Source organism: Stieleria mannarensis (assembly GCF_014154935.1).
Taxonomy (GTDB): Bacteria; Planctomycetota; Planctomycetia; order Pirellulales; family Pirellulaceae; genus Stieleria; species Stieleria mannarensis.
Genome location: NZ_JACEHH010000020.1, coordinates 73,006 through 97,389, shown reverse-complemented (window position 1 = coordinate 97,389; position 24,384 = coordinate 73,006). Strand labels below are relative to the sequence as shown.

Annotated in this window: 20 protein-coding genes; 17 read left to right on the top strand and 3 right to left on the bottom strand. The window is 58.5% G+C overall.

Annotated features, from left to right (window positions below; genetic code table 11):
• The first annotated feature begins 217 nt into the window (after positions 1 to 217).
• The 17 genes from H1B37_RS15100 to H1B37_RS15020 all read left to right on the top strand — a co-directional run bounded on the left by H1B37_RS15100 (position 218) and on the right by H1B37_RS15020 (position 19,005).
• Entirely contained in the window at positions 218 to 700 is a 483-nt protein-coding gene (locus tag H1B37_RS15100; protein ID WP_182867491.1) for an Hcp family type VI secretion system effector, read from the top strand.
• Positions 701 to 850: 150 nt separating this feature from the next.
• Positions 851 to 2,836 (top strand): type VI secretion system Vgr family protein, encoded by a 1,986-nt coding sequence (locus tag H1B37_RS15095; protein ID WP_182867490.1) that lies wholly within the window; start codon positions 851 to 853, stop codon positions 2,834 to 2,836.
• A gap of 26 nt (positions 2,837 to 2,862) precedes the next feature.
• On the top strand, positions 2,863 to 3,282 hold the full coding sequence (locus H1B37_RS15090) for a hypothetical protein (RefSeq protein WP_182867489.1): 420 nt from the start codon (positions 2,863 to 2,865) through the stop codon (positions 3,280 to 3,282).
• An 8-nt stretch (positions 3,283 to 3,290) separates the two neighbouring features.
• Entirely contained in the window at positions 3,291 to 4,265 is a 975-nt protein-coding gene (locus H1B37_RS15085) for a DUF2169 family type VI secretion system accessory protein (protein WP_182867488.1), read from the top strand.
• Between the two features lie 63 nt (positions 4,266 to 4,328).
• Positions 4,329 to 5,462 (top strand): hypothetical protein, encoded by a 1,134-nt coding sequence (locus H1B37_RS15080; protein ID WP_182867487.1) that lies wholly within the window; start codon positions 4,329 to 4,331, stop codon positions 5,460 to 5,462.
• Positions 5,459 to 6,634, top strand: a complete 1,176-nt coding sequence (locus tag H1B37_RS15075; protein ID WP_182867486.1) for a DUF2169 domain-containing protein — start codon at positions 5,459 to 5,461, stop codon at positions 6,632 to 6,634. The genes H1B37_RS15080 and H1B37_RS15075 overlap by 4 nt, the downstream gene beginning before the upstream one ends.
• Positions 6,634 to 7,626: an FHA domain-containing protein gene (locus H1B37_RS15070; RefSeq protein ID WP_182867485.1), complete on the top strand. Its 993-nt coding sequence runs from the start codon at positions 6,634 to 6,636 to the stop codon at positions 7,624 to 7,626. The genes H1B37_RS15075 and H1B37_RS15070 overlap by 1 nt, the downstream gene beginning before the upstream one ends.
• Before the next feature lie 192 nt (positions 7,627 to 7,818).
• The gene (locus tag H1B37_RS15065) at positions 7,819 to 8,301 is read left to right on the top strand and encodes an Hcp family type VI secretion system effector (RefSeq protein WP_147867984.1); all 483 of its coding nucleotides are present in this window, start codon (positions 7,819 to 7,821) and stop codon (positions 8,299 to 8,301) included.
• A gap of 176 nt (positions 8,302 to 8,477) precedes the next feature.
• Complete coding sequence (locus tag H1B37_RS15060; protein ID WP_182867484.1) at positions 8,478 to 10,571, top strand: type VI secretion system Vgr family protein; 2,094 nt, start codon at positions 8,478 to 8,480, stop codon at positions 10,569 to 10,571.
• A gap of 21 nt (positions 10,572 to 10,592) precedes the next feature.
• On the top strand, positions 10,593 to 11,225 hold the full coding sequence (locus H1B37_RS15055) for a DUF6484 domain-containing protein (RefSeq protein WP_220498214.1): 633 nt from the start codon (positions 10,593 to 10,595) through the stop codon (positions 11,223 to 11,225).
• A gap of 4 nt (positions 11,226 to 11,229) precedes the next feature.
• Positions 11,230 to 12,321: a DUF2169 family type VI secretion system accessory protein gene (locus H1B37_RS15050; RefSeq protein WP_182867483.1), complete on the top strand. Its 1,092-nt coding sequence runs from the start codon at positions 11,230 to 11,232 to the stop codon at positions 12,319 to 12,321.
• 155 nt (positions 12,322 to 12,476) lie between these two features.
• Positions 12,477 to 13,532: a hypothetical protein gene (locus H1B37_RS15045; RefSeq protein WP_220498213.1), complete on the top strand. Its 1,056-nt coding sequence runs from the start codon at positions 12,477 to 12,479 to the stop codon at positions 13,530 to 13,532.
• Positions 13,522 to 14,571: a PAAR-like domain-containing protein gene (locus tag H1B37_RS15040; protein WP_182867482.1), complete on the top strand. Its 1,050-nt coding sequence runs from the start codon at positions 13,522 to 13,524 to the stop codon at positions 14,569 to 14,571. The genes H1B37_RS15045 and H1B37_RS15040 overlap by 11 nt, the downstream gene beginning before the upstream one ends.
• Positions 14,572 to 15,471, top strand: a complete 900-nt coding sequence (locus H1B37_RS15035) for a hypothetical protein (RefSeq protein WP_182867481.1) — start codon at positions 14,572 to 14,574, stop codon at positions 15,469 to 15,471.
• Between the two features lie 70 nt (positions 15,472 to 15,541).
• The gene (locus H1B37_RS15030) at positions 15,542 to 16,846 is read left to right on the top strand and encodes a TIGR02270 family protein (protein WP_182867480.1); all 1,305 of its coding nucleotides are present in this window, start codon (positions 15,542 to 15,544) and stop codon (positions 16,844 to 16,846) included.
• Positions 16,847 to 16,917: 71 nt separating this feature from the next.
• Complete coding sequence (locus H1B37_RS15025) at positions 16,918 to 17,445, top strand: hypothetical protein (RefSeq protein ID WP_182867479.1); 528 nt, start codon at positions 16,918 to 16,920, stop codon at positions 17,443 to 17,445.
• Positions 17,446 to 17,493: 48 nt separating this feature from the next.
• The gene (locus H1B37_RS15020; protein WP_182867478.1) at positions 17,494 to 19,005 is read left to right on the top strand and encodes an FHA domain-containing protein; all 1,512 of its coding nucleotides are present in this window, start codon (positions 17,494 to 17,496) and stop codon (positions 19,003 to 19,005) included.
• Positions 19,006 to 19,096: 91 nt separating this feature from the next.
• On the opposite strand, the gene H1B37_RS15015 is transcribed toward H1B37_RS15020, so the two are convergent.
• The 3 genes from H1B37_RS15015 to H1B37_RS15005 all read right to left on the bottom strand — a co-directional run bounded on the left by H1B37_RS15015 (position 19,097) and on the right by H1B37_RS15005 (position 24,049).
• Entirely contained in the window at positions 19,097 to 19,966 is an 870-nt protein-coding gene (locus H1B37_RS15015) for a hypothetical protein (RefSeq protein WP_182867477.1), read from the bottom strand.
• Positions 19,967 to 20,165: 199 nt separating this feature from the next.
• Positions 20,166 to 21,641, bottom strand: a complete 1,476-nt coding sequence (locus tag H1B37_RS15010) for a DUF1501 domain-containing protein (protein ID WP_182867476.1) — start codon at positions 21,639 to 21,641, stop codon at positions 20,166 to 20,168.
• Between the two features lie 2 nt (positions 21,642 to 21,643).
• Complete coding sequence (locus H1B37_RS15005; protein WP_182867475.1) at positions 21,644 to 24,049, bottom strand: DUF1553 domain-containing protein; 2,406 nt, start codon at positions 24,047 to 24,049, stop codon at positions 21,644 to 21,646.
• Between the last annotated feature and the right edge of the window lie 335 nt (positions 24,050 to 24,384).

Below are 24,384 nucleotides of genomic sequence, written 5' to 3'. Positions count from 1 at the left end.
CCCTGGCGACTTCCGCTACAGCCCAACCCATCACCTCTACAATCGGCGGAGCGGGGCCGCTTGGCGAAGACGCGGCACGGATTTTCCACAATTTCAATTCGGTTCTTAGCAACAAATGTGACAGTGGGACGAGAACGTTAGTGTGCATCGCGGCGAACTTGATCGCCCAGGCAAAAGACTTACGGTTTCCGTCCTTCCTCACCCCCAGGAACTTACCATGGCTGCTTACATCAAATTTGATGGCGTCGACGGCGAATGCAAAGACAAGGACCACAAGGGATGGAGCGACTTGCTGTCGTTCAGCCAAGCGGTCCATCAACCCGGCGGCTCGGCCACCGGGGCGACGCGGCGTCGCGGCGACGTCATCATGGAAGACATCTCCTGCACCAAGGAACTGGATAAATCGAGCCCCAAAATCGCCGAATCGGTGTGCAAGGGCAAGGTCTATCCGAAGGTCGAAATCGACGTCACCGCGTCGTACACCGATGCCGGTCGCGTGACCTACTATCGGTACGAACTGACCAATGTTCTGGTGACCAGCTACAACATCGGCGGTGCCGGTCAAAGCGAGTCGGTGCCGACCGAAGACTTCTCATTGAACTTCGAAGAGATCAAGGTGACCTACACCGAGAACGATTCCAAGGGCAAGAAGAAGGGCAACATCGAGTACAGCTGGAAAGTCGAAGAAGGCGAAAGCTGATCCGCCGCTGGACTCTACATTTCGCGCTCGGTCCGTTTGCCGTGGTGGCAAGCGGACCGGTTCGCGTTGATGATGAATTTGACACTCACTGGCGGATGATCGACCGAGACAACATGACGTTCCCCCACCCCACCCTCTTTTGATCAAGCAATGGCACTTCAACAGAAAAACCGACTCCTGAATCTCAACACGGTTCTCGGTGACGATGTGCTGCTGCTCACGTCAATGACCGGCAACGAAGAACTGGGGCGGCTGTTTCATTACCAGTTGGAACTGATCAGCGACGATCCCGGCATCAAGCCGCAAGACATCGTCGGCACCCCGATCGGCTGGAGCGTGGAGCTGGCCGACAACTCCCGCCGCCACTGGCACGGCCATGTCAAAAGCCTGTCCCGCGGTGACGTCGATCGTGAAGGCCGACGCAACTATCGCGTCGAAGTCGTGCCCTGGTTGTGGTTCCTCACCCAAACCAGCGACTGCAAGATCTTTCAAGACACCAAGGTCCCCGACATCATCGACGAGGTGCTGGGAGAATACGGATTCGCCGACTACAAGGCCGACTTTCTGCTGGACCACAAGGAATGGGAATACTGCGTCCAATACCGTGAAACGGACTTCAATTTCTTGTCACGGCTGATGGAACAAGAAGGCATCTTCTACTACTTCAAACACTCCGAAGGTGCTCACCAGATGGTGATCACCGATCACAAGGACGGCTATTACACGCTGCCCGAATCCAACGTCGACTTCCCCGATGACACCGGATCGCGGGCCATCGACGACCACCTGACCAGCTGGGAACGCAAGTTCGAATTCGTGCCGGGCAAGTGGGCCCAACGCGATTACAACTTCAAAACCCCCAGCGACGATCTGGGGACCGATACCGGAACGGTCGTCGACCTGCCCGAAATCGGCAACTACGAGATGTACGACTACCCCGGCGAATACGGCGACAAAAGTGTCGGCGGCGGCGAGACGCGACTGCGGATCGAGGCCGAAGAAACACGCCACGATCTCGTTTCGGCAACCAGTTTGTGCAAAACGTTCCAGGCCGGTGGGCGGTTCACCGTCGACCAGCATCGCGACAGTGACGAAGAGGGCGCCGAGGTCGTGATCACGGCGATCCAACACAGCGCCAGCGAACCGATGGGCTATGAAACCGGCGACGACGGGGGATTGGCGTACCGCAACTCGATCACCTGTCTGCCTTCCTCACGCGTCTTCCGAACGCCCCGCAGCACCGCCAAACCGATCATCAGCGGCGTCCAGACGGCGATCGTCACCGGTCCACCCGGTGAGGAGATTTATCCCGATGAATTCGGCCGCGTCAAATGCCAGTTCCATTGGGACCGCTACGGCGAAAAAGACGACAAGAGCAGCTGCTGGATCCGCGTCTCCCAAGTCCATGCCGGTTCCGGATTCGGCGGCATCAGCATCCCACGGATCGACGAAGAGGTCGTCGTCAGTTTTCTCGAAGGCGACCCCGATCGACCGTTGGTGACCGGACGCGTCTACCACGCCCAAAACATGCCGCCGTTTGGTCTGCCGGATTCCAAGAACATCAGCGGCATCAAATCCAACAGCACCAAGGGCGGTGGCGGCTACAACGAATACGTCATGGACGACACCAAAGGCAACGAACTGATCCGCGAACATGGACAGTTCGACAAGGATTCGACCATCGAAAACGATCTCCGCGAACACGTCCTGAACAATCGCACCCGTGATGTTTCGGTCGACGAAGCGGTCAGCATCGGCAGCAACCAAGAGATCAACGTCGGCGCCGACCGCACGGTCAATGTCGGGGCCAATCAAGACGTTTCGATCGGATCCAATTCCACGCTCAGCGTCGGCGCCAATCGCGAAATCACCGTCGGCGCCAACCGCACATTGAATGTGTCCGGTTCACAGGAAGACAACACCGGGGCCAGTCGAAGCACGACCGTCGCCAGCAGCGATTCGTTGGACGTGGGCACCACACTGGAAATCAACGCCGGCACGATGATCAAGCTGTCTGTCGGCGGATCCGTCGTCGAGATCGGCCCCAGCGGGATCAAGATTTCCGGCCCGATGGTCGACATCGCCGGTGCCGGAACCGTCAACATCGTCGGCGGCGTCGTCAAAGTCAATTCGTAGCAAACAATCCACAGGCATCGCATTTGATGACACAATCGCCCACCAGCACTGACCCGCAACCCGACGCAACGATCGTCCAGCTGCGGCACGGCCAATCACTTCAATTGCGAGAGGATGGCCAGCGTCAATCCGTGCACCTGATGTCCGTCGACGGTAAATGTCGGCTGGAAATCCAGATCACCGAATCGGGCCCCGTCCTGATGCTCAACGGCGCCGGGCTGCAGGTTTCGGTCGACGGCCCGCTTGCCTTTGATGCCGGCAAGGTCTCGATCCACGCGCGCGATTCGATGGCGTTGTCGACCGACGGGGACTTGAGCCTGAAAAGCGGCGGCGAAATGCATTCGATCGGACGTAGCCAATCGATCGAATCGGAACTCGGCGATGTCAACGTCAAAGCCAACGATGATGTCCGGCTGAACGGCGAACGTGTCCGAGTGAACTGCTAGCCCCTCCGATGGAATTAGAAAACACAACCCCGTTTCCGGCTCTGTTGTTTCGCGGCGCGATCGATGAAGACCGGTTCTGCGCGTCGGTGACCTGTCGCGTCACGTACCAGCTGACCGACAAGGGACTGGTGCTGTCGCAGGAACAACCCTGGATCGTTTCCGCCGAACCCTGGGAAGGTCCCCACGGCGGGCCGATGGAAAGCGACGAAGTGTTCTATCGCGGCGGTGTCGACGTCCTGGTGTTCGGCCAGGCGTGCCCGTTTCGCGATGACCCGACCCGTGGCCAGGTGGTCGTTCGCGTCGGCGACGCGTTTCAATCGGCGGTCTCGGTTTTTGGTGACCGAGTCTGGGTCGAACGCGACGGCGAGCTGATCCCCGGCCAGCCACAACCCTTTCAATCCATGCCGCTGGAATTGAGTCATGCCTACGGCGGAAGCGACGTCTGGGATGAATTGGACATCCCCTACAGCGACAATCCCGCCGGCCGTGGATACTACCTGTCGCAAGAAAGCGCGGTCGGATCGCCGCTGCCGAATCTGGAAGCCCCCAACCATCTGATTTCCAAGTGGGACGACCAGAGCGAACCGGTCGCCACCGGCACGGTTCCGATGGCGTTCGGCCCGAAGCTAAAAAGGTTCATGGTGATCGATGAAGTCACCGGCGAGATGAAGAAGTTGGACCCCAGGATGTTCAACAGCGCGTTTCCCCATTTGATCGTCGACTCCGTTCAGCCCGGTCAACACGTCGTCGTCGATGGCGTCTACCCGCACGGATCGCTTGCCTTTGCCATCCCGGATGCCGATCTGGAAGTCGTGCTGCAATTCGATGAGGAACAAATCGTGGCGCCGCTGAAGATCGATCAGATCGGAATCGAATGTGAATCCAAACGCGTCTTTATCGGCTGGAGATACCCGTTTCGCTATCGTTTTTACCCCCTGCAAAAACGCAGTTGCGCGCTGCGATTGCGATCACCGCAGACCTAATCGTGGAATCAACCAGATGGCGATAACACCATTTAATTTGGGAGCAGATCAATGCACGCCGTGATGAAACACTGGCATCCGATGATGGGCATTGATTTCCACATCCCCTGGCCGCCCGGATCGCCCTCGCCGGCACCCTCGCCGGTTCCCTACCGCACGGGCATGGTGCTGATCGGGACCAGCATGATCGCCTCATACGCGCCGACCCATCTGAGCATGGGGTACGGGATGTCGATGCAGCAGGGTACGGACATCGGTTTTTTGATCCCGCACATCGGACCGCCCAGCGTTCTGTTGGCGATCGAAATCCCGCTCAGTTCGTCAAAGTCCTATTTCGGCGTCGCACGGTATCCGGCCGAAGGCAAACCGATCTGTGTTGCCATGTCGCTGATGGTCAACATGAACCTGAACTGCGGCACGCCGGTGCCCACGCCGACGGGGATGGTGCTGGCACTCAACACGCACATGGTTTCGATGTCACTGGCCGACATGATTTATGGCTCGGTGCACATGTTGCTCGATTTCGGGTTGCAATCGTTGCTGCAGTGGGCCGGCGGCAAGGCGGGCGGGCTGATCGCGGCGCGATTTGAAATGCAGATCGCCTACCTGACCTATCGCTTCGGCCCACAACTGTTGTCCAAGGCGGCGGCCAAGGCATTCCTGCGTTCGTCCGGCCGGAGCATCAAGGGCCGTGACATCAATCGCGTCGCCCGTGAATTTGCCGACGCCCACAACGCTCGCGTTCAAACCGGACGCAACGCCGTTCCCAGCATCACCAGTGAACTGGCCGGCAACATCACCGGCTGGTTCACCGGCGGGCCGATGGGCGCCGACAATGCCACGATCGGCGGCCCGACGCTGGTCGACGAGGTCAGTGTCGGCGGAACCCCGGTCGGGAACATTCCCACCTCGATGGCCCAAGGCGCCGCCGATTATGTGAACGAACCGAGCGTCCCCGAACATCCCTCCTCACCACCAGCCAGTTCCACCCCCGACGCCGGTCCACCAGCGCCCGATGCTGGACCGCCTGCACCCGATGCGGGCGCCGGTACGCCTGATGCCGGTACGCCTGATGCCGGTACGCCTGATGCCGGAACGCCTGATGCTGGCGGGGCGGACGACGGCGGGCCCAATGCGTCTTACCCGCCCGACGACGGCGGCGTTTGCGGACCTGATAACCCGGGACCTTACGAATGAACCAAAGCAGTTCCCATGCCACGGAGACGGACGAGCTGCCGCTGGCGACCCAGGTTTCCGGACGATCGTCCAACGGTGATTTCATCCTCTCGGTCTTGGCCAAGCGGACCTATCGTTGGGTCGACGACCATTGGCATGTCGATGAAGAACAGGAGCCGTTGTGTGGCGAGCCGCTGGCCAATGCAGATCATCCGGCGTTGATGGAGCGAGACAGCGATCTGCATCCTCACAAAGAGAAAACGGATGTGATCGTCAAAGGCCACGCCTATGGCGACGGTCGCAGCGCGTTTCTGGCCGGCGTCGATGTCAACGGTCATCGCATGATGATTCATGTCAGCGGCGACCGCATGGCCGACCGGACGACGACCAACCGATTGTATTTCTCGTCTCCCCAGCCCGTCGAAAAGGTCCCGCTGTGCTTTTCCCGCGCCTACGGCGGCGTCGACACGCTCTCGGAGGCAAAGTACGGCAACCCGTTCCTGGAACTTGCCGATCAGTATCGCGGCCAAGAGATCGATCTCGAAGCGGCCAGCCCGTTTCGCTACCCACGCAACGCCGGCGGGATGGGCTACTTGATGGAACTGGACCCCGCGACGTTCCAGCCGATTCCGCTTCCCAATCTGGAAGCCCCGTCCCAATTGTTGACCCCCGAGACGCTGACCTACGGCGACATCGACCAGTGGCCGCGGATGCCGCTGCCGGCCGCCACCGACTGGGTCGATTACGGCATGTTTCCCCGCAACGCCTTGATGGGGTTCGTGCCCTGGTTCGATCCGGAAATCGCCTCGGTGATCGAAATCGAAGCGAATTACGTGCCGGCGGAGATTTGGCATGAAGACTTTCGCGGCAATCCGTCGACGTTTATCGCGGGTCTGAACGGCGCCCCGCTGCCGCTGCAACTGCCGCACCTGACCGGCGGAGAGCAGGTGATGTTGCGAAACATCCATCCGACGCATCACCAGTGGGGGTTCACGTTGCCCGACGAGGTGCCGACGTTGCGAACCGACGGCCGACAGGGAAAACTGAACGACACCCAAGCGGTGATCCACACGATCGTGATCCACCCGGACAGCGGACGCCTGACGACTCTATGGCGTGGCTCGGCCAAGGCGCTGCGGCCCTACCTGCCCGAGGAACTGGAACGAATGCCGTTTGAGGCGATTTGGAACTGATGCGAGTCGTCGTGCGAGTCACCTCGGAGATCAATCACGGCCGTCGGTTTTGGCTGATCCCGGGACAGTCGGTGGTGGTCGGCGGCGATGAGTCCGCGGAAATCGCCTTTCCGCATTCCGGGATGATGCCCCAACAATTTCAACTGAAGTGCGATTTCCATCATTGCACGTTGACCGCACTGGCGGAAGCGACCTGCTGCAACGGCACTCCGGTCACACAGACCACGCTGTCCAGCGGCGATCGGATTGAAGCCGGACAGATGCGGTTCGTCGTTGAATTGGACGCCCCAACGTCAGCCGCGGCCGGCAAAGTCTCGCGGCCGCAGAAACCGACCGCCGCGGCGACCGGCACGGGGAAACCATCCGACTCCCACCCGGATCTGTGGCAGATCGTTCGGTCGACCGACAAAGCGACGTTGTTGCGAGCCCATCCGAGCGACGAAGCCGACGGGTTGGCAGCGCATCGATCGGCGCTGGCAAGCATCGAACGATCCGATTCCACACGCATGTTTCGATTGCTGCCGCCGGCTTGCCAAACGCCAGCCTCTGAAAACTCACAATCCCCGCCGGCAGATCCACCGGCTTCAAAAACGCCGCCGGCAGGCCTGTTTGTCGCCCGGCACCTGGGCGGAGAAACTCAGCAGCGATTGTCGGTTTCGCTTGCTGCGATGGATCAGCCGCCGAATCAATGGCCGACCGACGCCCAACTGGGAACCGTCGGCTGGGTCACGCAAGGCGACGATGCGTTGATCCTGCGGGTTTTGGGCTTGGCCGCCCAAGGCCGCGGGGCAACACACGCGCGTGCCAACGCCCAGTGGTTACTGTGCAGTGCGGATGCGGCCGAGATGACGCGTTTGCTGGTCGATTCGGACGCTGCGTATTTGAACAATCTGATCGACGGATTCGATGCGATTTGGGCTGAGTGTGCAGATCCGCCTCAGTTGCACGTTTTGGTCGGCAAGGATTGCTTGGCACAATTGAGTCCGTCCTGACGCGACCTGTTCAGGCGACCACCGAGAGAAGGGGAAATTGGCAGTCAAAACCAGGTTCTATCTTTTTTTCGAATTCTCGCCGCAACAAATCGGTCGATGACGCGAGAACGGTAGTGTGCATTGCGGCGGGGCACTTCGCCGTGACGACGAATCACCACTTTCTACCGACTTTCCCCCACTCAAGAAAACGAAATGGCTGCTTACATTAAATTCGATGGCGTCGACGGCGAATGCAAAGACAAGGATCACAAGGGATGGAGCGACCTGCTGTCGTTCAGCCAAGCGGTTCACCAGCCCGGCGGTTCGGCCACCGGATCGACACGTCGACGTGGCGACGTCATCCTGGAAGACATCTCCTGCGCCAAGGAACTGGACAAATCGAGCCCCAAGATCGCCGAATCGGTGTGCAAGGGCAAAGTCTATCCGAAGGTCGAAATCGACGTCACCGCGTCCTACACCGACGCCGGCCGCGTGACCTACTATCGCTATGAACTGAAGAACGTTCTGGTGACCAGCTACAGCATCGGCGGTGCCGGTCAAAGCGAGTCGGTGCCGACCGAAGACTTTTCGTTGAACTTTGAAGAGATCAAGGTGACCTACACCGAAAACGACTCCAAGGGCAAGAAGAAGGGCAACATCGAGTACAGTTGGAAGGTCGAAGAAGGCGAAAGCTGATCGATCGCTCGAAACATCAAACCGTAATCGGTCCGGTCGCCCACTCAGGCGATCGGGCCTGTTTTTATTGAACCATGCGGTTTGCCGACCTTCCGCGGTAGCGTGCGACGTTCAGAGATTCGATAATCGTACTGGACGTCAGCTGCATCGCACCAACACCATCTCCAGACCAAGCAATGGCACTCCAACAGCAAAACCGGCTCCTGAATCTGACCACGGTTCTCGGCGACGATGTGCTGCTGCTGACGTCTTTCACCGGCAATGAAGAAATCGGCCGGTTGTTCCATTACCAATTGGAACTGATCAGCGACGATCCCGGCATCAAGCCGCAAGACATTGTCGGCACACCGATCGGCTGGAGCATCGAACTGGCCGACAACTCGCGCCGCCATTGGCACGGCCACGTCAAAAGCCTGGCCTGTGGCGACGTCGACGGCCAAGACCGCCGCAACTATCGCGTCGAAGTCGTGCCCTGGTTGTGGTTTCTGACCCAGACCAGCGACTGCAAGATCTTTCAAGACACCAAGGTCCCCGACATCATCGATGCCGTCTTGGGGGAATACGGGTTTGCCGATTACCAGCCCGATTTGCAACTGGAACACAAGGACTGGGAGTATTGCGTCCAGTATCGCGAAACGGACTTCAACTTCTTGTCACGGCTGATGGAACAAGAAGGCATTTTTTATTACTTCAAACACTCCGACGGTGCTCATCAGATGGTGATCACCGACCACAAGGACGGCTACTACACGCTGCCGGAATCCAACGTCGACTTTCCCGACGACACCGGATCGCGGGCGATCGACGATCACCTGACCAGCTGGGAACGCAAGTATCAATTTGTGCCGGGGAAATGGGCCCAGCGAGACTATAACTTCAAAACCCCCAGCGATGATCTCGGCACCGACACCGGGACCGTCGTCGACTTGCCCGACGTCAGTGATTTCGAAATCTATGATTACCCCGGCGAGTATCCTGACAAAAGTATCGGCGGCGGCGAGACACGGTTGCGAATCGAAGCCGAGGAGACCCGTCACGACGTCGTTTCGGCAACCAGTTTTTGCAAGACGTTCCAAACCGGCGGTCGGTTCACCGTCGATCAACATCGCGACAGCAACGAACAAGGCGCCGAAGTCGTGATCACCGCGATCCAACATTCCGGCAGCGAACCGCTGGCCTACGAAAGCGGCGGCAGCGGGGGCGAAGGGTTGATGTATCGCAATTCGATCAGCTGTCTGCCCGCTTCACGCGTGTTCCGCACCACCCGCAACACGGCCAAACCGATCATCAGCGGCGTGCAAACCGCGATCGTCACCGGCCCGGACGGCGAAGAGATTTATCCCGACGAATACGGCCGTGTGAAATGTCAATTTCACTGGGACCGCTATGGCGAAAACGATGACAAGAGCAGCTGCTGGATCCGCGTCTCGCAGGTCCATGCCGGATCGGGATTCGGCGGCATCGATATCCCACGCATCGACCAGGAAGTCGTCGTCAGTTTCCTCGAAGGCGATCCGGATCGGCCGCTGATCACCGGCCGCGTCTACCATGCGCAAAATATGCCGCCTTGGGATCTACCGGCCAATAAGACGCAAAGCGGCTACCTGTCACGCAGCAGCAAGGGCGGCGGGAAAGACAACGCCAACGCGATCCGATTCGAAGACCTCAAGGGCGAAGAACAAGTCTGGATCCACGCCGAAAAGAACCAGGACATCGAAGTCGAAAACGACGAAACCCATTGGGTCGGACATGACCGCAGCAAGACCATCGACAACGACGAAACCGTTCACGTCAAACATGACCGCACCGAAACGGTCGACAATAACGAAACCATCACGATCAAAAACGATCGCACCGAAAGCGTCGGCGTCAACGAAACGATCTCGATCGGCAAAGATCGCACCGAAGACGTCGGGAAAAACGAAACCATCACCATCGGCGAAAACCGAACCGAAACCGTCGGCAAGAACGAAACGATTTCCGTCAGCGGGGATCGCGCCGAAACCGTCGGCAAAGGCGAAACCGTCTCGATCGGCAAGGACCGCAGCCACAGCGTCGGCGCCAATGACTCGTTGACCGTCGCCAAGAACCTGACGATCAACGCCGGCGACCAGATCACCATCACCACCGGCAAAGCGTCCATCACGATGAAGAAAGATGGTACGATCTCGATCTCCGGCAAAGACATCACGATCAACGGCTCGGGAAAAATCACCGGCAAAGCCAGCAAGAACATGGTCCTCAAAGGCAAGAAAATCTTGCAGAACTAAGTCCCATCGGAACCGAGACACATGAGTTCAACGTCGACGCCCTCCGCTGCCGCGACCAAGCCCTTGGATCGTGAGCGTTGCTGCGAAACCAACCGGCCCGGCGGTCACGCGTTTGGCGTCGACAAGGACGTCAAAGAGCATCGTCGTTCATCCGCACCGCTCACGCCGACCCGGCCTCCGCTGCGTCCCGGCGGCGTTGTGATCGGAACGTTTCTCGGTTGGGATCATGATCAACCCGCCGTGGACTTTCCCGGTAATCCCACGGCCACGGCACTGAAGGCCAGGTCGACCGTCCCCGCGGCGAGCTTTGACGACGGTTGTGAGCTCGCGCTGATGTTTGAAAACGGCGACTGGAACGCTCCGATCGTGATCGGAATCCTGCAACCGCCGCCCCAAACCGATCCCACCACGGTCCCGTTGCCCATCATCCGTGCCGATGCGTCCGCCGATGCTGGCGAAAGCAAAGCCGTCAAAGTCATCGAAGTCGACGATCAGCGGATCGTGTTGGAAGCGGACAAAGAGATCGTCCTCCGCTGTGGCAAGGCCAGTATCACGATGACGCGTGCCGGAAAAATCCTGCTCCGCGGCGCCTACCTGTCCAGCCGCTCCTCGGGGGCCAATCGAATTCGTGGCGGGTCGGTGCAAATCAACTAGTCCGATGGAATTGCTGAACGCCACCAAGTTGATCGCCGGATACACCATGGGGATGAAACCCGATGGTCGTGAATTGTTGGTGGTTGTCGCCAAGGGGACCTTTGATTTTCCGCCGCACCCGAATCAGATCCCGCAACTGGCCGCCGAGCAGGTTCCGTTGGTGATGGCGGACGAGTTCACCGGCCAGCCCGGGTTTTCCGCTACGACGGCCGAAGTCGACTTTGTTCCCACCAAACCCAAGGCGGAAGTGTTGCTCAACGGTTCGGCCTATGCCCCCGGCGGCATTCCGGCCGAGCGCGTGACGGTCGCCCTCACGCTGGGAGGGCTGAGCAAACAATTCGATGTGGTCGGAAACCGGACCTGGCAACCCGGGCTTCGCAGCGCCAAGCCGTCACCGCCGGAACCCTTCACCTCGTTGCCGATCACCTATGACGTTGCGTTCGGTGGCCTGGACGATACCGACGATCCGTCTCGCCACCAGGCCTATCGCGACAACCCGATCGGCGTGGGCTTCCACGCCCGTCCACGGCACCCATCGGTGCAGGATCGTCCGCTGCCCAACACGGAAGAATCCTCCCACCCGGTCGTTGATCCGAAAGGCAATTATCGACCGATGTCCTTCGGTCCGATCGGCAGATCGTGGCCGCCACGGATCGGTTTTGCCGGCACGTATGACGAAGCTTGGCAAGAGAATCAATTTCCGTTTTTGCCCACCGATTTCGACGAGCGGTACTACCAGTCGGCTCCGGAGGACCAGCAACTGGACCGATTGACCGGAAACGAGATGGTCGAACTGACCAATCTGACTCCCGAAGGACGGTGTCAATTTCGGCTCCCCAAAATCGACGTGCCCGTTGAGTTCGTCCTGCGAGATTTCGAATCCGTCAAACAAGACGCGACGTTGGACACCGTGATAATCGATACGGACAAGCGGCAGTTTTCGTTGGTCTGGCGAGCATCGCACCCGCTGCGTCAGAACATGTTCGAAATCAACATGGGCATCGTGGGGCGAATGCCGCGTGGCTGGTATCGAGCTCGCGAGACAGGAAAATCATACTACGGGAACCTGAACGAATTGATTATGGATCGAGACTAACCGGACAGTGCCACGTCGCACGAAGTGAAACCAAAATACAAGCACGCGGCGTTCGCAAGTGCGTCGGGGCAGTACCTGCTCGCGCACTCGCGATTCGAACTCGGATGGATCGAAATATCTGGCGGTCCAACTCACGAAGAAAACGCACCTTTAAAGTGAACACATTGAAGCCGACCGCAGTGATCTCGACGGGCATGGTGACGGGCGTGGGTTTGTCCACGCCCGCCAGTTGCGCCGCGATTCGATGCGCGATCGACAATTTTCAAGAGACCCGATTCATCGCGCGTGGAGGCGACTGGATCGTTGCCTCGGAAGTCCCGCTGGATCCACCGGTGCGAGGCCGCGCGAAACTGATTCGTATGGCGGCGATGGCGATCGCGGAGTGCTGGGCGAAACTTCCCGTCCCCGCCACGCATCCGATCGCGTTGTTGCTGTGCCTGGCAGAGGCCGACCGCCCCGGACGACTGGCAGGCGTGGATGAAAGTCTGCTGAGTGATCTGGCCGATGACCTGGGGGTTCACCTCTCGACGAATTCGGCGGTTTTTCAAAATGGACCGATCGGGGGCGCCCAAGCCGTCCGAACGGCGATGACGTTGATCGACGATCAGTTGGAACCGTTTGTGATCGTTGCGGGCGTCGACACGATGCTGGTCGCAGGGACGTTGACGGCACTCGACGACGCCTATCGCTTGTTGACGCCCAGCAATTCCAACGGGTTGATCCCGGGGGAAGCGGGCGCGGCGGTCGCACTGGCGGCGGTGCAACCGCAGACCGATTCGCCCCAGTTCACGCTGCATGGATGCGGCTTCGGCACCGAAACCGCGACGATCACCTCCGACCTGCCGCTCAAAGCAGACGGCATGTCGGCGGCCATTGGGGATGCGTTTCAATCCAGCGGTTGCACCTATCACGATGTCGCTTACCGGATCACGGACATCAGCGGCGAGCAATACGCATTCAAGGAAGCCTCACTCGCCGCGGCGCGAACGATGAAACAGGTCAAAGAAGAGTTCGATCTGTGGCACACGGCCGATTGCATCGGAGACATCGGTGCGGCCATCGTCCCGTGCATGATCGCGGTTGCCAAAACCGCGGCCGAAAAGAAGTATGCTCCGGGCGACGGCGTGATCTTTCAGTGCGCCAATGACGACGGAGCGAGGTCGGCGATTGTGGGACGTTACACCAGCGGAGCGCCTCGGCATGTCCAATGATGTGTTTGCCAACGGACGAGAGATTTCCTGCAAGGCGGCCGACGGCAAGTCGATCGCGGCCTTCCCCGACGTCTGTTTCACTCCGCCGGAAAACCCCGCGACACCACCCGGCGTGCCGATCCCCTATCCCAACACCGGGATGGCCAAGGATACCACCGCCGGCAGCAAGAAAGTCGTCATCTCGGGCAAGGAAGTGATGCTCAAGAACAAATCCCACTTCAAGAAAAGCATGGGCGACGAGGCGGGCTGTGCCGCCAAGAAAGGCGTGCTGACCAGTACCAATCGGGGCAAGGTCTATTTCACGATGTGGTCGATGGACGTCAAAGTGGAAGGCAAGAACGTCGTCCGGCACATGGACATGACGACCCACAACCACATGTGTATTCCCGGCAATACGCCGCTGTGGATACATATTGACTCAATGGCAAACGCAGCCGCTGGTAAATGTCAAGAAAAGTTGAAAGATGCACGTGATAAGTGTGCGGAGCCTGATGGATCTGTCGTCGTCATTGTTAAAACAAAGGCGGGCAACGACCAAAAGCAGCGTGTATGCACCGAAGAATGCGAAGAAGCAATGAAATGCACCACGGTGCCGAAAGGGAAGGATAAAGAGTTCTGTTGCGCTCCGGCAAATACCGGACACCATGTTGTTCCCGACTCCCAATTTACCGATGAGAACGGCAACAAGCTGCCTGATTACAGCTATTCCAAAGCACCATGCGTTTGCGTCGATGGCGTGAGTCATTCAGTCGGAAAGCATGGCGAGATTCATGGTGCAACCAATACAAAAACGAGGGCGTTTTTGGGGGTCCCCCCAAATACCGCAATCCCTAATCAAACTTGGCCTCTCGCGTTTGCCGAACGAATTGGTGCGGAATCTGTAGCAGAAACAATGGGATGCGACCCAGCCTGTATTGAGCAACAAGTCCGAAAGGGGCATGCGGAAATGGGAATCAAAAGATCCCAGATGGTTCGTCCTACCACCGCAGGTGGAGAACGCAAATGTGGACCACCGATAGAACTTGGCCCCATGAAATAGGTGCTAAAATTGGGCGGATTAGTTTTTAACAACACGGTTTTTCGATCCGGAATCGTTTGGGACAGCACGTCGGCGATTCTTTTGGCATGCGATCCAAATAAAGAGCGTGAATCGCCTCATGCTCGAATCATCCGAACGAATGGTCGTACGTCGGTTGAAACGTCTGTCGGCTTCAACGCCCATTCCCTTTGTCGGCTAGGGGACCCAGGCAAGGGGTTTGTCTGTCTTTCGGAAGACGGCTTTTTTGGTCTCCATCTCGATCAAGAGTTTTCAGTAGGGCACATCTTTGACACAGATCCATCGTCAAAAGATCGTTACGGATCGTTTCGTTTACTGTCAATGATCAACGAGGTCGTTTACGCCGTCGGTTATCAGGGAATGGTGTACCGCTTCGAAGACAATCGACGTTGGATCCGCTTCGATCGTGGGTTGCCGAGCACCATCGATTTGCAAGCCATTGGAGGCGGTGAGGAGGAACTCTGTGCAGTCGGTCGACATGGTGCAATATGGATTCGCGACCGTGACCGTTGGTCAGAATGTGCTTCGCCGACGAACTGGCATCTTACCTGCATCACCAGCACCCCCTCAGGCGAGATCTATGTCGCGGGACACCGCGGTACACTGATCCGTGGAAAGGGGGCGGTGTGGGAAGTCGTTGATCACGATTCAACGAAGAGTGATTTATGGTCGCTGCAGTGGTTTGATGGTCATCTCTACGCAGCGACCATCGACGACGTACTCGTTTTAGACGACGACGCATTGGTTTCGCTTTCGCCAAATACTTTGTCCAGTTCGTATCGGCTTGACGTCTTCCGCGATAAATTGTGGTCGTTTGGCCAGTTTGATGTCGCGTTTTGGAACGGTGACGAATGGAGTACGATCTGTAAGGCGGATGCGTAAAACGGTGATGTCGAAGCGAACGTGACCTAAAATCGTTGGCGTGTGAACTGGCTCATTAGCTCGTGCCCCCATGAACTTTATCCTTGACCAACATGCCGCCGGCGCCTCGGCGAGTTGGCTGCGGCGCGATGCCGCGGTCGGCGAGCCGCACTATTCGCTTCGCGAACTCGCCGAACTCGACGGGCAGTTGGAATCACACCTGGAAGGGCTGCGTTTGGCCGGTGCGTCTGGATGGGATCTGGCGGTCGAGGAACTGAAGTGGCAGGAGCCGGGCGAGCTCTTTGTCGTTGCCGCCTTGGCGATTGAATCGGGCGAAGCGGAGAAGCATCATGTTGCGTTTCAGTCCGTCGGTGGTTCTGCCGAACTGCGGCGCGCACTGATTTCCGCCTTGGCGTGGGCGTCTTGGGAACGCTGCATGCCGCTTGCCGATCAGTTCTTGCAATGCGACGATCGCTTTTGGCGATACGTCGGTGTCGCGGCCTACGATCTACACCGCGTCGACCCCGGCGATCGCTTGGCGGACTGGCTTTGCGACGACGACGAAACCGTCGTGGCCCGCGCCGCCCGATGTGTCGGGACGCTGGGGCGCCTCGATTGTCTGGACGGACTAAACGACTTGGTGGAGCATGAAAACGACGTCGTTCGCTTTCATGCCGCATGGGCACTGGCCTTGCGCCGGCGGAATCAGGCGGCAATCGACGTGTTGAGTGAAATCACGATGTCTCAAACGGACCTTGCCGACCGGGCCGGACGGTTGTTGACCAGTGTTTTATCGATCGATCAAGCCAGCCGATTGATCAATCAACTCGCCCAAGGCAGCGAAGTACAGGTTCGGTTGGCGACGATCCTGTCGGGCCATTTGGGAATCGTGGATGGAGTCCCGTGGTTGATCGAAATGATGAAGATCCCAGATCATGCCAGAGTCGCGGGGGAAGCGTTCTCGAGGATCACGGGATTGCGATTGGACCAGCGGCCGCTGGAAGGCGAGTCGCCCGCGGGTTTTATTGCCGGTCCCGATGACGACCCGAACAACGACGATGTGGAACTTGATGCCGATGAAAACTTGCCATGGCCCTGTCCGGAAACGATCGCGGCGTGGTGGCAGACGCACCATGACCGGTTCGCTGCCGGGGTGCGCTATCTGCTAGGATGGGAAGTGTCAAACCCGGATTGGCTGCGGAAAATCCTGGTCCTGGGGCGGCAGCGCGAACGGGCCACCGCGGCGATCGAGTTGGCGATCAATGACTCCCGATGTCCACTGATGGAAGTCCGCGGCCGGGGACCGCGTCAAATCACAACGCTCGGCTGTGGTCGTTTGCCCACCGAAGAATACCGCTGCAATCGGCTGGAATCCGGCCCCGCCTCTAGCCGCTGACGATCGAGGCCGCACGGGTGGCAACGCATCGATGCGGGGGAAATTTTTTTCGGCTCTTCAGTTGAGAGTAAATGCACGTGTCTGTCGTGGTTGAAACCCTGCTTGAACACCTGGACGAAATCGGGTTCCTGTGGTCACAACGGGCCGACGCCCTGTGTTCGCCCGATGATCGCGAGCAAGACGTTGGAGAACTGGAACATCGAATCGCCGCCCATCTGGATGGACTTTTGGTCGCGGGGGATCAGTGCGTCGAATTGGCCGTGCCACGATTGGGCGATGAAGACCGATTCACGGCCTTCGCCGCGGCCTGGTGCCTGGCACAACTGGGCGTTTTCGAACCGATGATCCGGCAGTTGGAACAATGCAATTTAGACGCGATATCCGAAGCGTTTTGTCATAGTTGCATCGACACCGTCCAGATTCAGCTCAAGGAAATCTATCAGAACGCCGATGCCGTTGTTGCGTCAGCGATCGGGCTGGTCTTTGCCACCCATCAGAAATCGCTGACGACGAACAGGTTACAGGAGTTCTTGGGGCACAAGGATCCACGCGTCCGAAAGCGCGCGTGGGACACCATCAGTAGGTCCCGCAATGCATAAAAGACTCCCGCAGGTCACTGCCGCCTCCCGATTTGGTGAGGCGCAGCGATGAAGATTGTTCTGGAAATCATCGAGGGTGCCGGTTTTGCCCGTAAGCGATCGCTTCGCGCCCCCGCCGTGCTGGTTGTCGGTCGAGGCGAGGCGTCCGATTGGATGCTTCCCGACGACCCGACGATGTCGTCACGTCACTTCGAAGTGTCGGTGCAATACGACGGTTGCACCGTGACCGATCTGAACAGTACCAATGGCACGATCATCGACGGCAAAAGGATCTCACGCCAGTCGATCACCGATGGAATCAAGATCAAAGCCGGTTCAACGGTTTTTCGAGTCTTCATCTTGCAGCCGGCTTCGGGCACTTCGCCGATCGCAGGTTTACAGACACCGAAAAACAAACTCGTGGCCGAACCACCGCCGCAGCAGAAATCCCCGGTCGTTGCCCCCAAACCATCGAAATCGGATCCCTCCAACCCTGTCGGACAGGTTCTGCGGCAAACCGATGTGATCAGCCCGACGAACCACGCACAAGCAGACGTCACAGCCAAACGGGGCGCATTACACGCCGCCGGTCCCTCGGCACCTCGGCCCAAAACGGGCGCCGTGATCGAGGTCGTTTCGACGTTCGGTCATGGCCGGAAATCGATTCTGCGTCCCGGCCAATCCATCACCGTCGGCCGAACCGAAAAGTCTGACTTTGCGATTGCGGACCCGAAACTTTCGGCCGCTCATTTCTCGCTCGCCGATGGACGATCGGGTTGGCAGTTGACGGACCTTGGCAGCGGAACAGGGACGGCGGTCAACGGGGTCAAGCGGTCGACCACCGTGGTGCATACTGGAGATCGAATTGTCGCCGGGCAAACCGAGTTCTTGGTCACGATCGGCCAGTCCGCTCCATCGAGTGGCCGGCGAAGTGGATCCGGCCCATCCTTTCAGGAAGGCATCCGTGACAAGGACCCGCAAGTCCGTCGAGCCGCGATCCATGCCGCCGCGTGGTGCCGAGAAGCTTGGCTCTTGGATTTTTGCCGCGAATGTGCGTATGACCCCAGCCCTGATCAGTGGGATGCACTCGAGATGCTTTCCATCTTGGGAATCCCCACCGATCTCGACTTGATTCGCAGCGTGAACGGGCGTTCGGATTTGGGCCCGAGTCGTTTTGAATGGCTCGCGTCATTCGGGCACCCCGCCATTGTGCCCGATCTGATCGACGCGATGCGGAGCGAGGATCGACCCGTTGTTGTCATCGCGGCCGGGGCATTTTCACGGATCACCGGTTGGGAAATTGATTCCGACGCTGTCGCGACGTTGCAGGAAGACGATTTCGTTCTGCCCGATGTCGATCGAGCCGAACAGGAATGGACGCGCCTCTGCGGACAATTCGCCTCGGGGACGCGTTTTCATCAAGGCATCGAAACCAGCGGGATGCCGACGCCGGAGTTGCTTCAACAGCTGGACATGCGCTCGCGCTGGGAAGCCTGCGTGCGTGGCAAGTACGAGGGAACCTGGAACGGCAGCCCGTTTGATCTGCAGCGTTACTCGGTCCATGATCCCGTTGAAGTCTAAAATCCCCACTCGCCTCAACATTCGGGAAAGATGGTAGTGGACGACGCGAAAATCAAGCCGCTGCGAAATACGAGTGCTTTGTCAACGTCAATCACTTGGCGTCGCTACGAAGACGTTGGGCCAGTGAAGTCCTTTCGATATTGTATTTCACATCGTGTGGTGCGATGACCTTGCCGCCGCGGACGTCTTTGGGGTTGTCGCCGAAATAGATTCGCCAGAATCCGGCCGATCGCGCGCCGATCCAGTTTTTTGGATCGCACCAGGTGACCAGGTCATCCTTTTGCCCATAAACCTTGATCCGGTGATTGATCCCCCGCGGCCACGCCGGTGACGGAGAACTGATCGACCTCACCTGTAAGTTCGCCATTCCGCCGGTCCCATAGACCGCTTGGACCGCCCAGAGGGCAAAGCTGGTCACCAGGTTGCCTTGGGAGTGCGCGACGATGATTTTTGGGCGTTTCAAATTGCGGGTGATCTCGTCAAACAGCGACAGTGCGGCGGCGTTGCGTCCGAGGCCCTTGCGAACCTCCTCGACCGCCTTTTTGGCCGGTTTGATGTCGCTGGGAGCGATCCAGGCCTCGCGCAAGGCATGTAAATACGGAGCCGATATCCGGCCGGCCACACTGGTGCTGGCCATCGAAGTGATCGCCGATTCGCTCAACCGATCTCGAAAGAACCCCTCTTCTCCAATCTGGCTGGCGAAAATCCGCACCCAATCACCGACACATTGTTTTAGATCGCCCAGCATTCCGTCGGTCGCGTTGTAGACACCGGTCACGGGAGTTTGGGTGATCGACGAGATCAGGATCGCAATATTCTGGTGCACCTCCGGGGGCGTGTTGATCCCGTTGACATACAGGAATTGCGTCTGGATCCGCTTGAGCTGTTTGCTGAATCGATATTCAAGAACACTCCCGTCACCCTTGGGCATGGGGTTGGGAGGAATCGAGTTTTCGGACATGAAAATGTAGAGAAGACGGGTGAAACGATGATGGCGTCAGAAACGACCGACAGAAGATCTTCGGCGTCATCGTTCGAACACAGAAATTGTTGTCAGTGAATTCTAAAAAAAGCAAAACTCTACGGCCCGAAACCATGGACGAAAAATAATCACAGCCCCATCGTTTTGCCCCGAATCATTCTGCCAATCCCGCTCCCCCCTAAGCCAAGATCTGTCGAACCACATGCGCCTCCTCGACCCCCGTCAATCGTTGGTCGAGTCCACGGAACGGGAACGTCAACCGTTTGTGGTCGATCCCCAATTGATGCAGGATCGTGGCATTAAAATCACGGACGTGGACGGGATTTTCGACGACATTGTAACTGAACTCGTCCGTCTGGCCGTACGTCATGCCGCCTTTGATTCCGCCGCCGGCCATCCAAACACTGAAGCAGCGCGGGTGATGGTCGCGCCCGTAATTGGTCGGCGTCAATTTTCCTTGACAAAACGTGGTCCGTCCGAATTCGCCTCCGAAAACGATCAGTGTGTCGTCCAGCAGACCGCGTTGTTTCAGATCCGCGATCAACCCGGCCGAGGGCTGGTCCACGTCATATGCTTGGCCGCGTAATTTCTTGGGCAACCCGACGTGGTGGTCCCAACCTCGGTGGAACAATTGGACGAATCGCACGCCGCGTTCGACCATCCGGCGCGCCAACAAACAGTTCCGCGCAAACGAACCGCTCTTGTGAACCTCCGGGCCATACCGGGCGAGCACATGTTCGGGTTCGTCGCTCAAATCGGTCAGTTCCGGAACCGAGGTTTGCATCCGGAACGCCATTTGTTGTTGGGCGATCGTTGTTTTGATCTCCGGGTCGCCGATCGCATCCAGGTGTTGCTCGTTGAGTTCGGTGACCAAGTCGAGCATTTGTCGTCGGCTGGATTTGATCACGCCGGGCGGATTGGACAGGAACAGCACCGGGTCGCCGGACGGCTGAAACGACACGCCCTGGTGTTTGGAGGGCAGGAACCCGGATCCCCACAGGCGGCTGTAGAGCGCTTGGACGTTGCCGGTGCCGCCGGTCCAATAGGCGGAGTTCATCACGACAAAATCGGGCAGGTTCTCGTTCATGCGTCCGAGGCCATAGCTGAGCCAAGAGCCCATGCTGGCCTTGCCGGGGATCTGTGACCCGGTACAGAACAACGTCTTCGCCGGGTCGTGATTGATCGCATCGGTGTTCAAGGATTTGATGATGCACAAATCGTCGGCCACGTTGGACAGGTGCGGCAACAATTCGCTCATCTGGATCCCGCTTTGCCCTTGCGGGGCAAACGAGAACATCGAGGGGGCAACGATCTGAGCCTTTCCCTTGGTCATGGCGGTCACGCGTTGACCGTTGCTGACGCTGGGAGGAAGGGGTTTGCCGAACTGTTGGTGCAGGTCCGGTTTGTCGTCAAACAGATCGATCTGGCTGGGGGCACCGGCCATGAACAAAAAGATCACGCGTTTGGCGCGGGCGGGGAAATGCAGTCCGTCGCCGGGCAACGCCCCCGCGCCGCCACTGGCCGGTGCGGCGGTGGATTGCGATTGCGAGATCACCGAAGCGAGCGCGGTTGCGCCGAGCCCCATGCCGCAATGCCGCAACAGACAATCCTTCAGAAAACCACGCCGGTGGTCGGTCGGTTGATTCGGAGTCATGTTTATTCTCTGGTTTTGGTGGCATCAAGGTTCAGCAGCGAGTGGACCAGCATCGTCATCGCCGCCAGATCCGCGTTGGGCAGCCGATCCGACACGCTTTGGGAATTCGCGAGTGAAATCATTGTTTCAGCCGCCTCCGGGTTGTCGCGATAAACCGATTGAAATTGTTTCAGCGCGTCGATCATTCGATCCATCGCCGATGCGCTGGGGATTTTTGACGTGATCGATTCGTATGCCCATTCGATCCGCTGCTGATCGCTAATCTCGGATTGCCGAAGCAACTGTGATGCCAGCGTCATCGCGGCGGTGAAGTATTGCTGTTCGTTCATCAGGACCAACGCTTGCAACGGCGTGTTGGTCCGCTCGCGGCGGGCCGAACAACTCTCCCGCGTCGGCGCGTCGAAAATCGTCATCTGGGGCGGCGGCAATCCGCGTTTCCAGAACGAATAAACGCTGCGGCGATAAATCTTGTCTCCCTGGTCGGGTTCAAACACGCGGGGATACGAATAGGGCATCGCCACGATTTTCCACAGCCCTTCGGGTTGCGGCGGTTTGACGCTCCTTCCGTACAGGGTCGGGTTCAGCAATCCGCTGACGGCCAACACCTGGTCGCGGATCACTTCGGCGTCGTAGCGATAACGCGAACCTCGCGCCAGCCAACGGTTCTCCGGATCGGCAATGTACTGTTGTGGCGTGGCGGTGGAGGATTGGCGATAGGTTTGCGAGAGCACGATTCGTCGCAGCAACGCTTTGACATTCCAGCCGGATTCGATGAATTGATTGGTCAGGTAATCCAGCAATTCGGGATGGCTGGGCGGTTCACCCTGCGCCCCAAAATCCTCCGAGGTTTTCACAATCCCGACACCGAACAGTTGTTGCCAGAACCGATTGACCGCCACCCGTGCCGTCAAGGGATTGTCCGGATCGACCAGCCACTGTGCCAGATCCATTCGGGTTTTGATCGAGCGGTCGGATTTCATCGGCGGCAAAAAACGGGGCGTGTCACGTTGGACCGCTTCGCCCGGCTGGTCATAGTTACCACGAACCAAAATGTGTGCCGGACGAATCTCGGCGCGCTCCTTCATGATCAGCGTTGCGGGGATCGATTCGATCAGCTGGTCACGGGCCGCTTGCAACCGTTTCAATTCGTCGTCGAGTTGCTTGCGAGTCGGTTGGTCGTCATTGCTTTTCGACGCCTGCTCGCCCGCCTTCGCCGCTTGTTCCAATTGCTTCAAGCTGGACTGAACCTCCGCAATCTGTCGATTCAACCGGGCAAGCTCTTGCTGCTGGTCTTCACTGGGCAATTCCAAATACGGGGGTTGCAGCCCTCGTTTGAAGTCCAAACCGCGACGTCCGCCGGTTTCCGGCTCGCCGTCAAAGTTGTTGAAGAACGCGTAGAACTGGTAAAAGTCTCGCTGGGTGATCGGGTCATACTTATGGTCGTGACACACCGCGCATTCCAGCGTCAATCCCAGGAATGCGGTCCCGACGGCGGACACGCGGTCGACCACGTTCCGCATAAAACTTTCTTCGGGCAGCGCGGTGCCACGGTCGATGATCAGGTGCAATCGATTGAACCCCGAAGCGATCAATTGGTCCGTCGAGGGTTGTTCGAACAGATCACCGGCGATTTGCGCGATGGTGAATTCATCCATCGGCAGGTTGTCGTTGAAGGCGCGAATCACCCAGTCACGATAAGGCGTCATTTCGCGATAGTGATCGTGATGCAATCCGTTGGTGTCGGCAAAGCGAACCAGGTCCAACCAGTAGCGTGCCCTGTGTTCGCCGTAGTGCGGCGATTCCAACAACCGGTCCACCAGATTTTCATAGGCCTGCGGTGAGTCGTCATCCAGAAACGCGTGGATCTGTTCTCGCGTGGGTGGCAAGCCGGTCAAATCCATCGTGACGCGTCGTATCAACGTCCGTTTGTCCGCGGCCTCGTTGAGCGTCATGCCGCGTTTGTCGAGAGCCGCGACGACGAACCGGTCGATGCCATTGCTGAGTTCTTGGCCGCCGGGAATCGCCGGTGGAGCGACGTCGGCCGGCGGTGCAAACGACCAATGCTTTTCGTAGCGGGCGCCCTGGTCCACCCATCGCGTCAACGTCTCGATCTGATCCGGCGAAAGCGTCTTGTGGGAATCCGGCGGCGGCATCAACAGATCCGGATCGTCAGAGGTGATCCGCGCGACCAGTTCGTCCAGGTCGACGTGCCCGGCGACATCCAGACGCACATCCGCTTGCCGATCCTCTTCGTCCGGCCCATGACAAAAGAAACAGGTGTCCGACAAAATCGGGCGAACGTCCTGATTGAACGAGACGATCCGCTCGTCCGAGCCGGCCGATCGGGCCTCGCCGCACCAGACCAGTCCCGTCAGCACACCGAGTAGTAAACAACAACTTCGTCGCATAAAAAAATCCATTGAATCATCACGGCTGGGGCCATGGCCCCGACACCCAGCATTATAGTGGCCCCAAGATGATTGATTCTAGCTGGGCAGCGTCAATTGACGTCGCAACTTTCGTCGGGACGTCGATTGTATCGGTGAAGAATTTGACCGTATCGGGAGCCGCCAAGGCTTTCGCGAGCCGCGGGCGCTCTCTGGCGTTTACTTGCTGCACAAACCCCGTCTTTCCCTGAGCGGCCTGTTGATTTAATCGCAACCGAAACAATCGTGAGCCGATGGCACTAGCCACGGGCCTCGAAGGGTGATGCTGGCACCGCTAGGCCCGCCGCGAGCGCCGT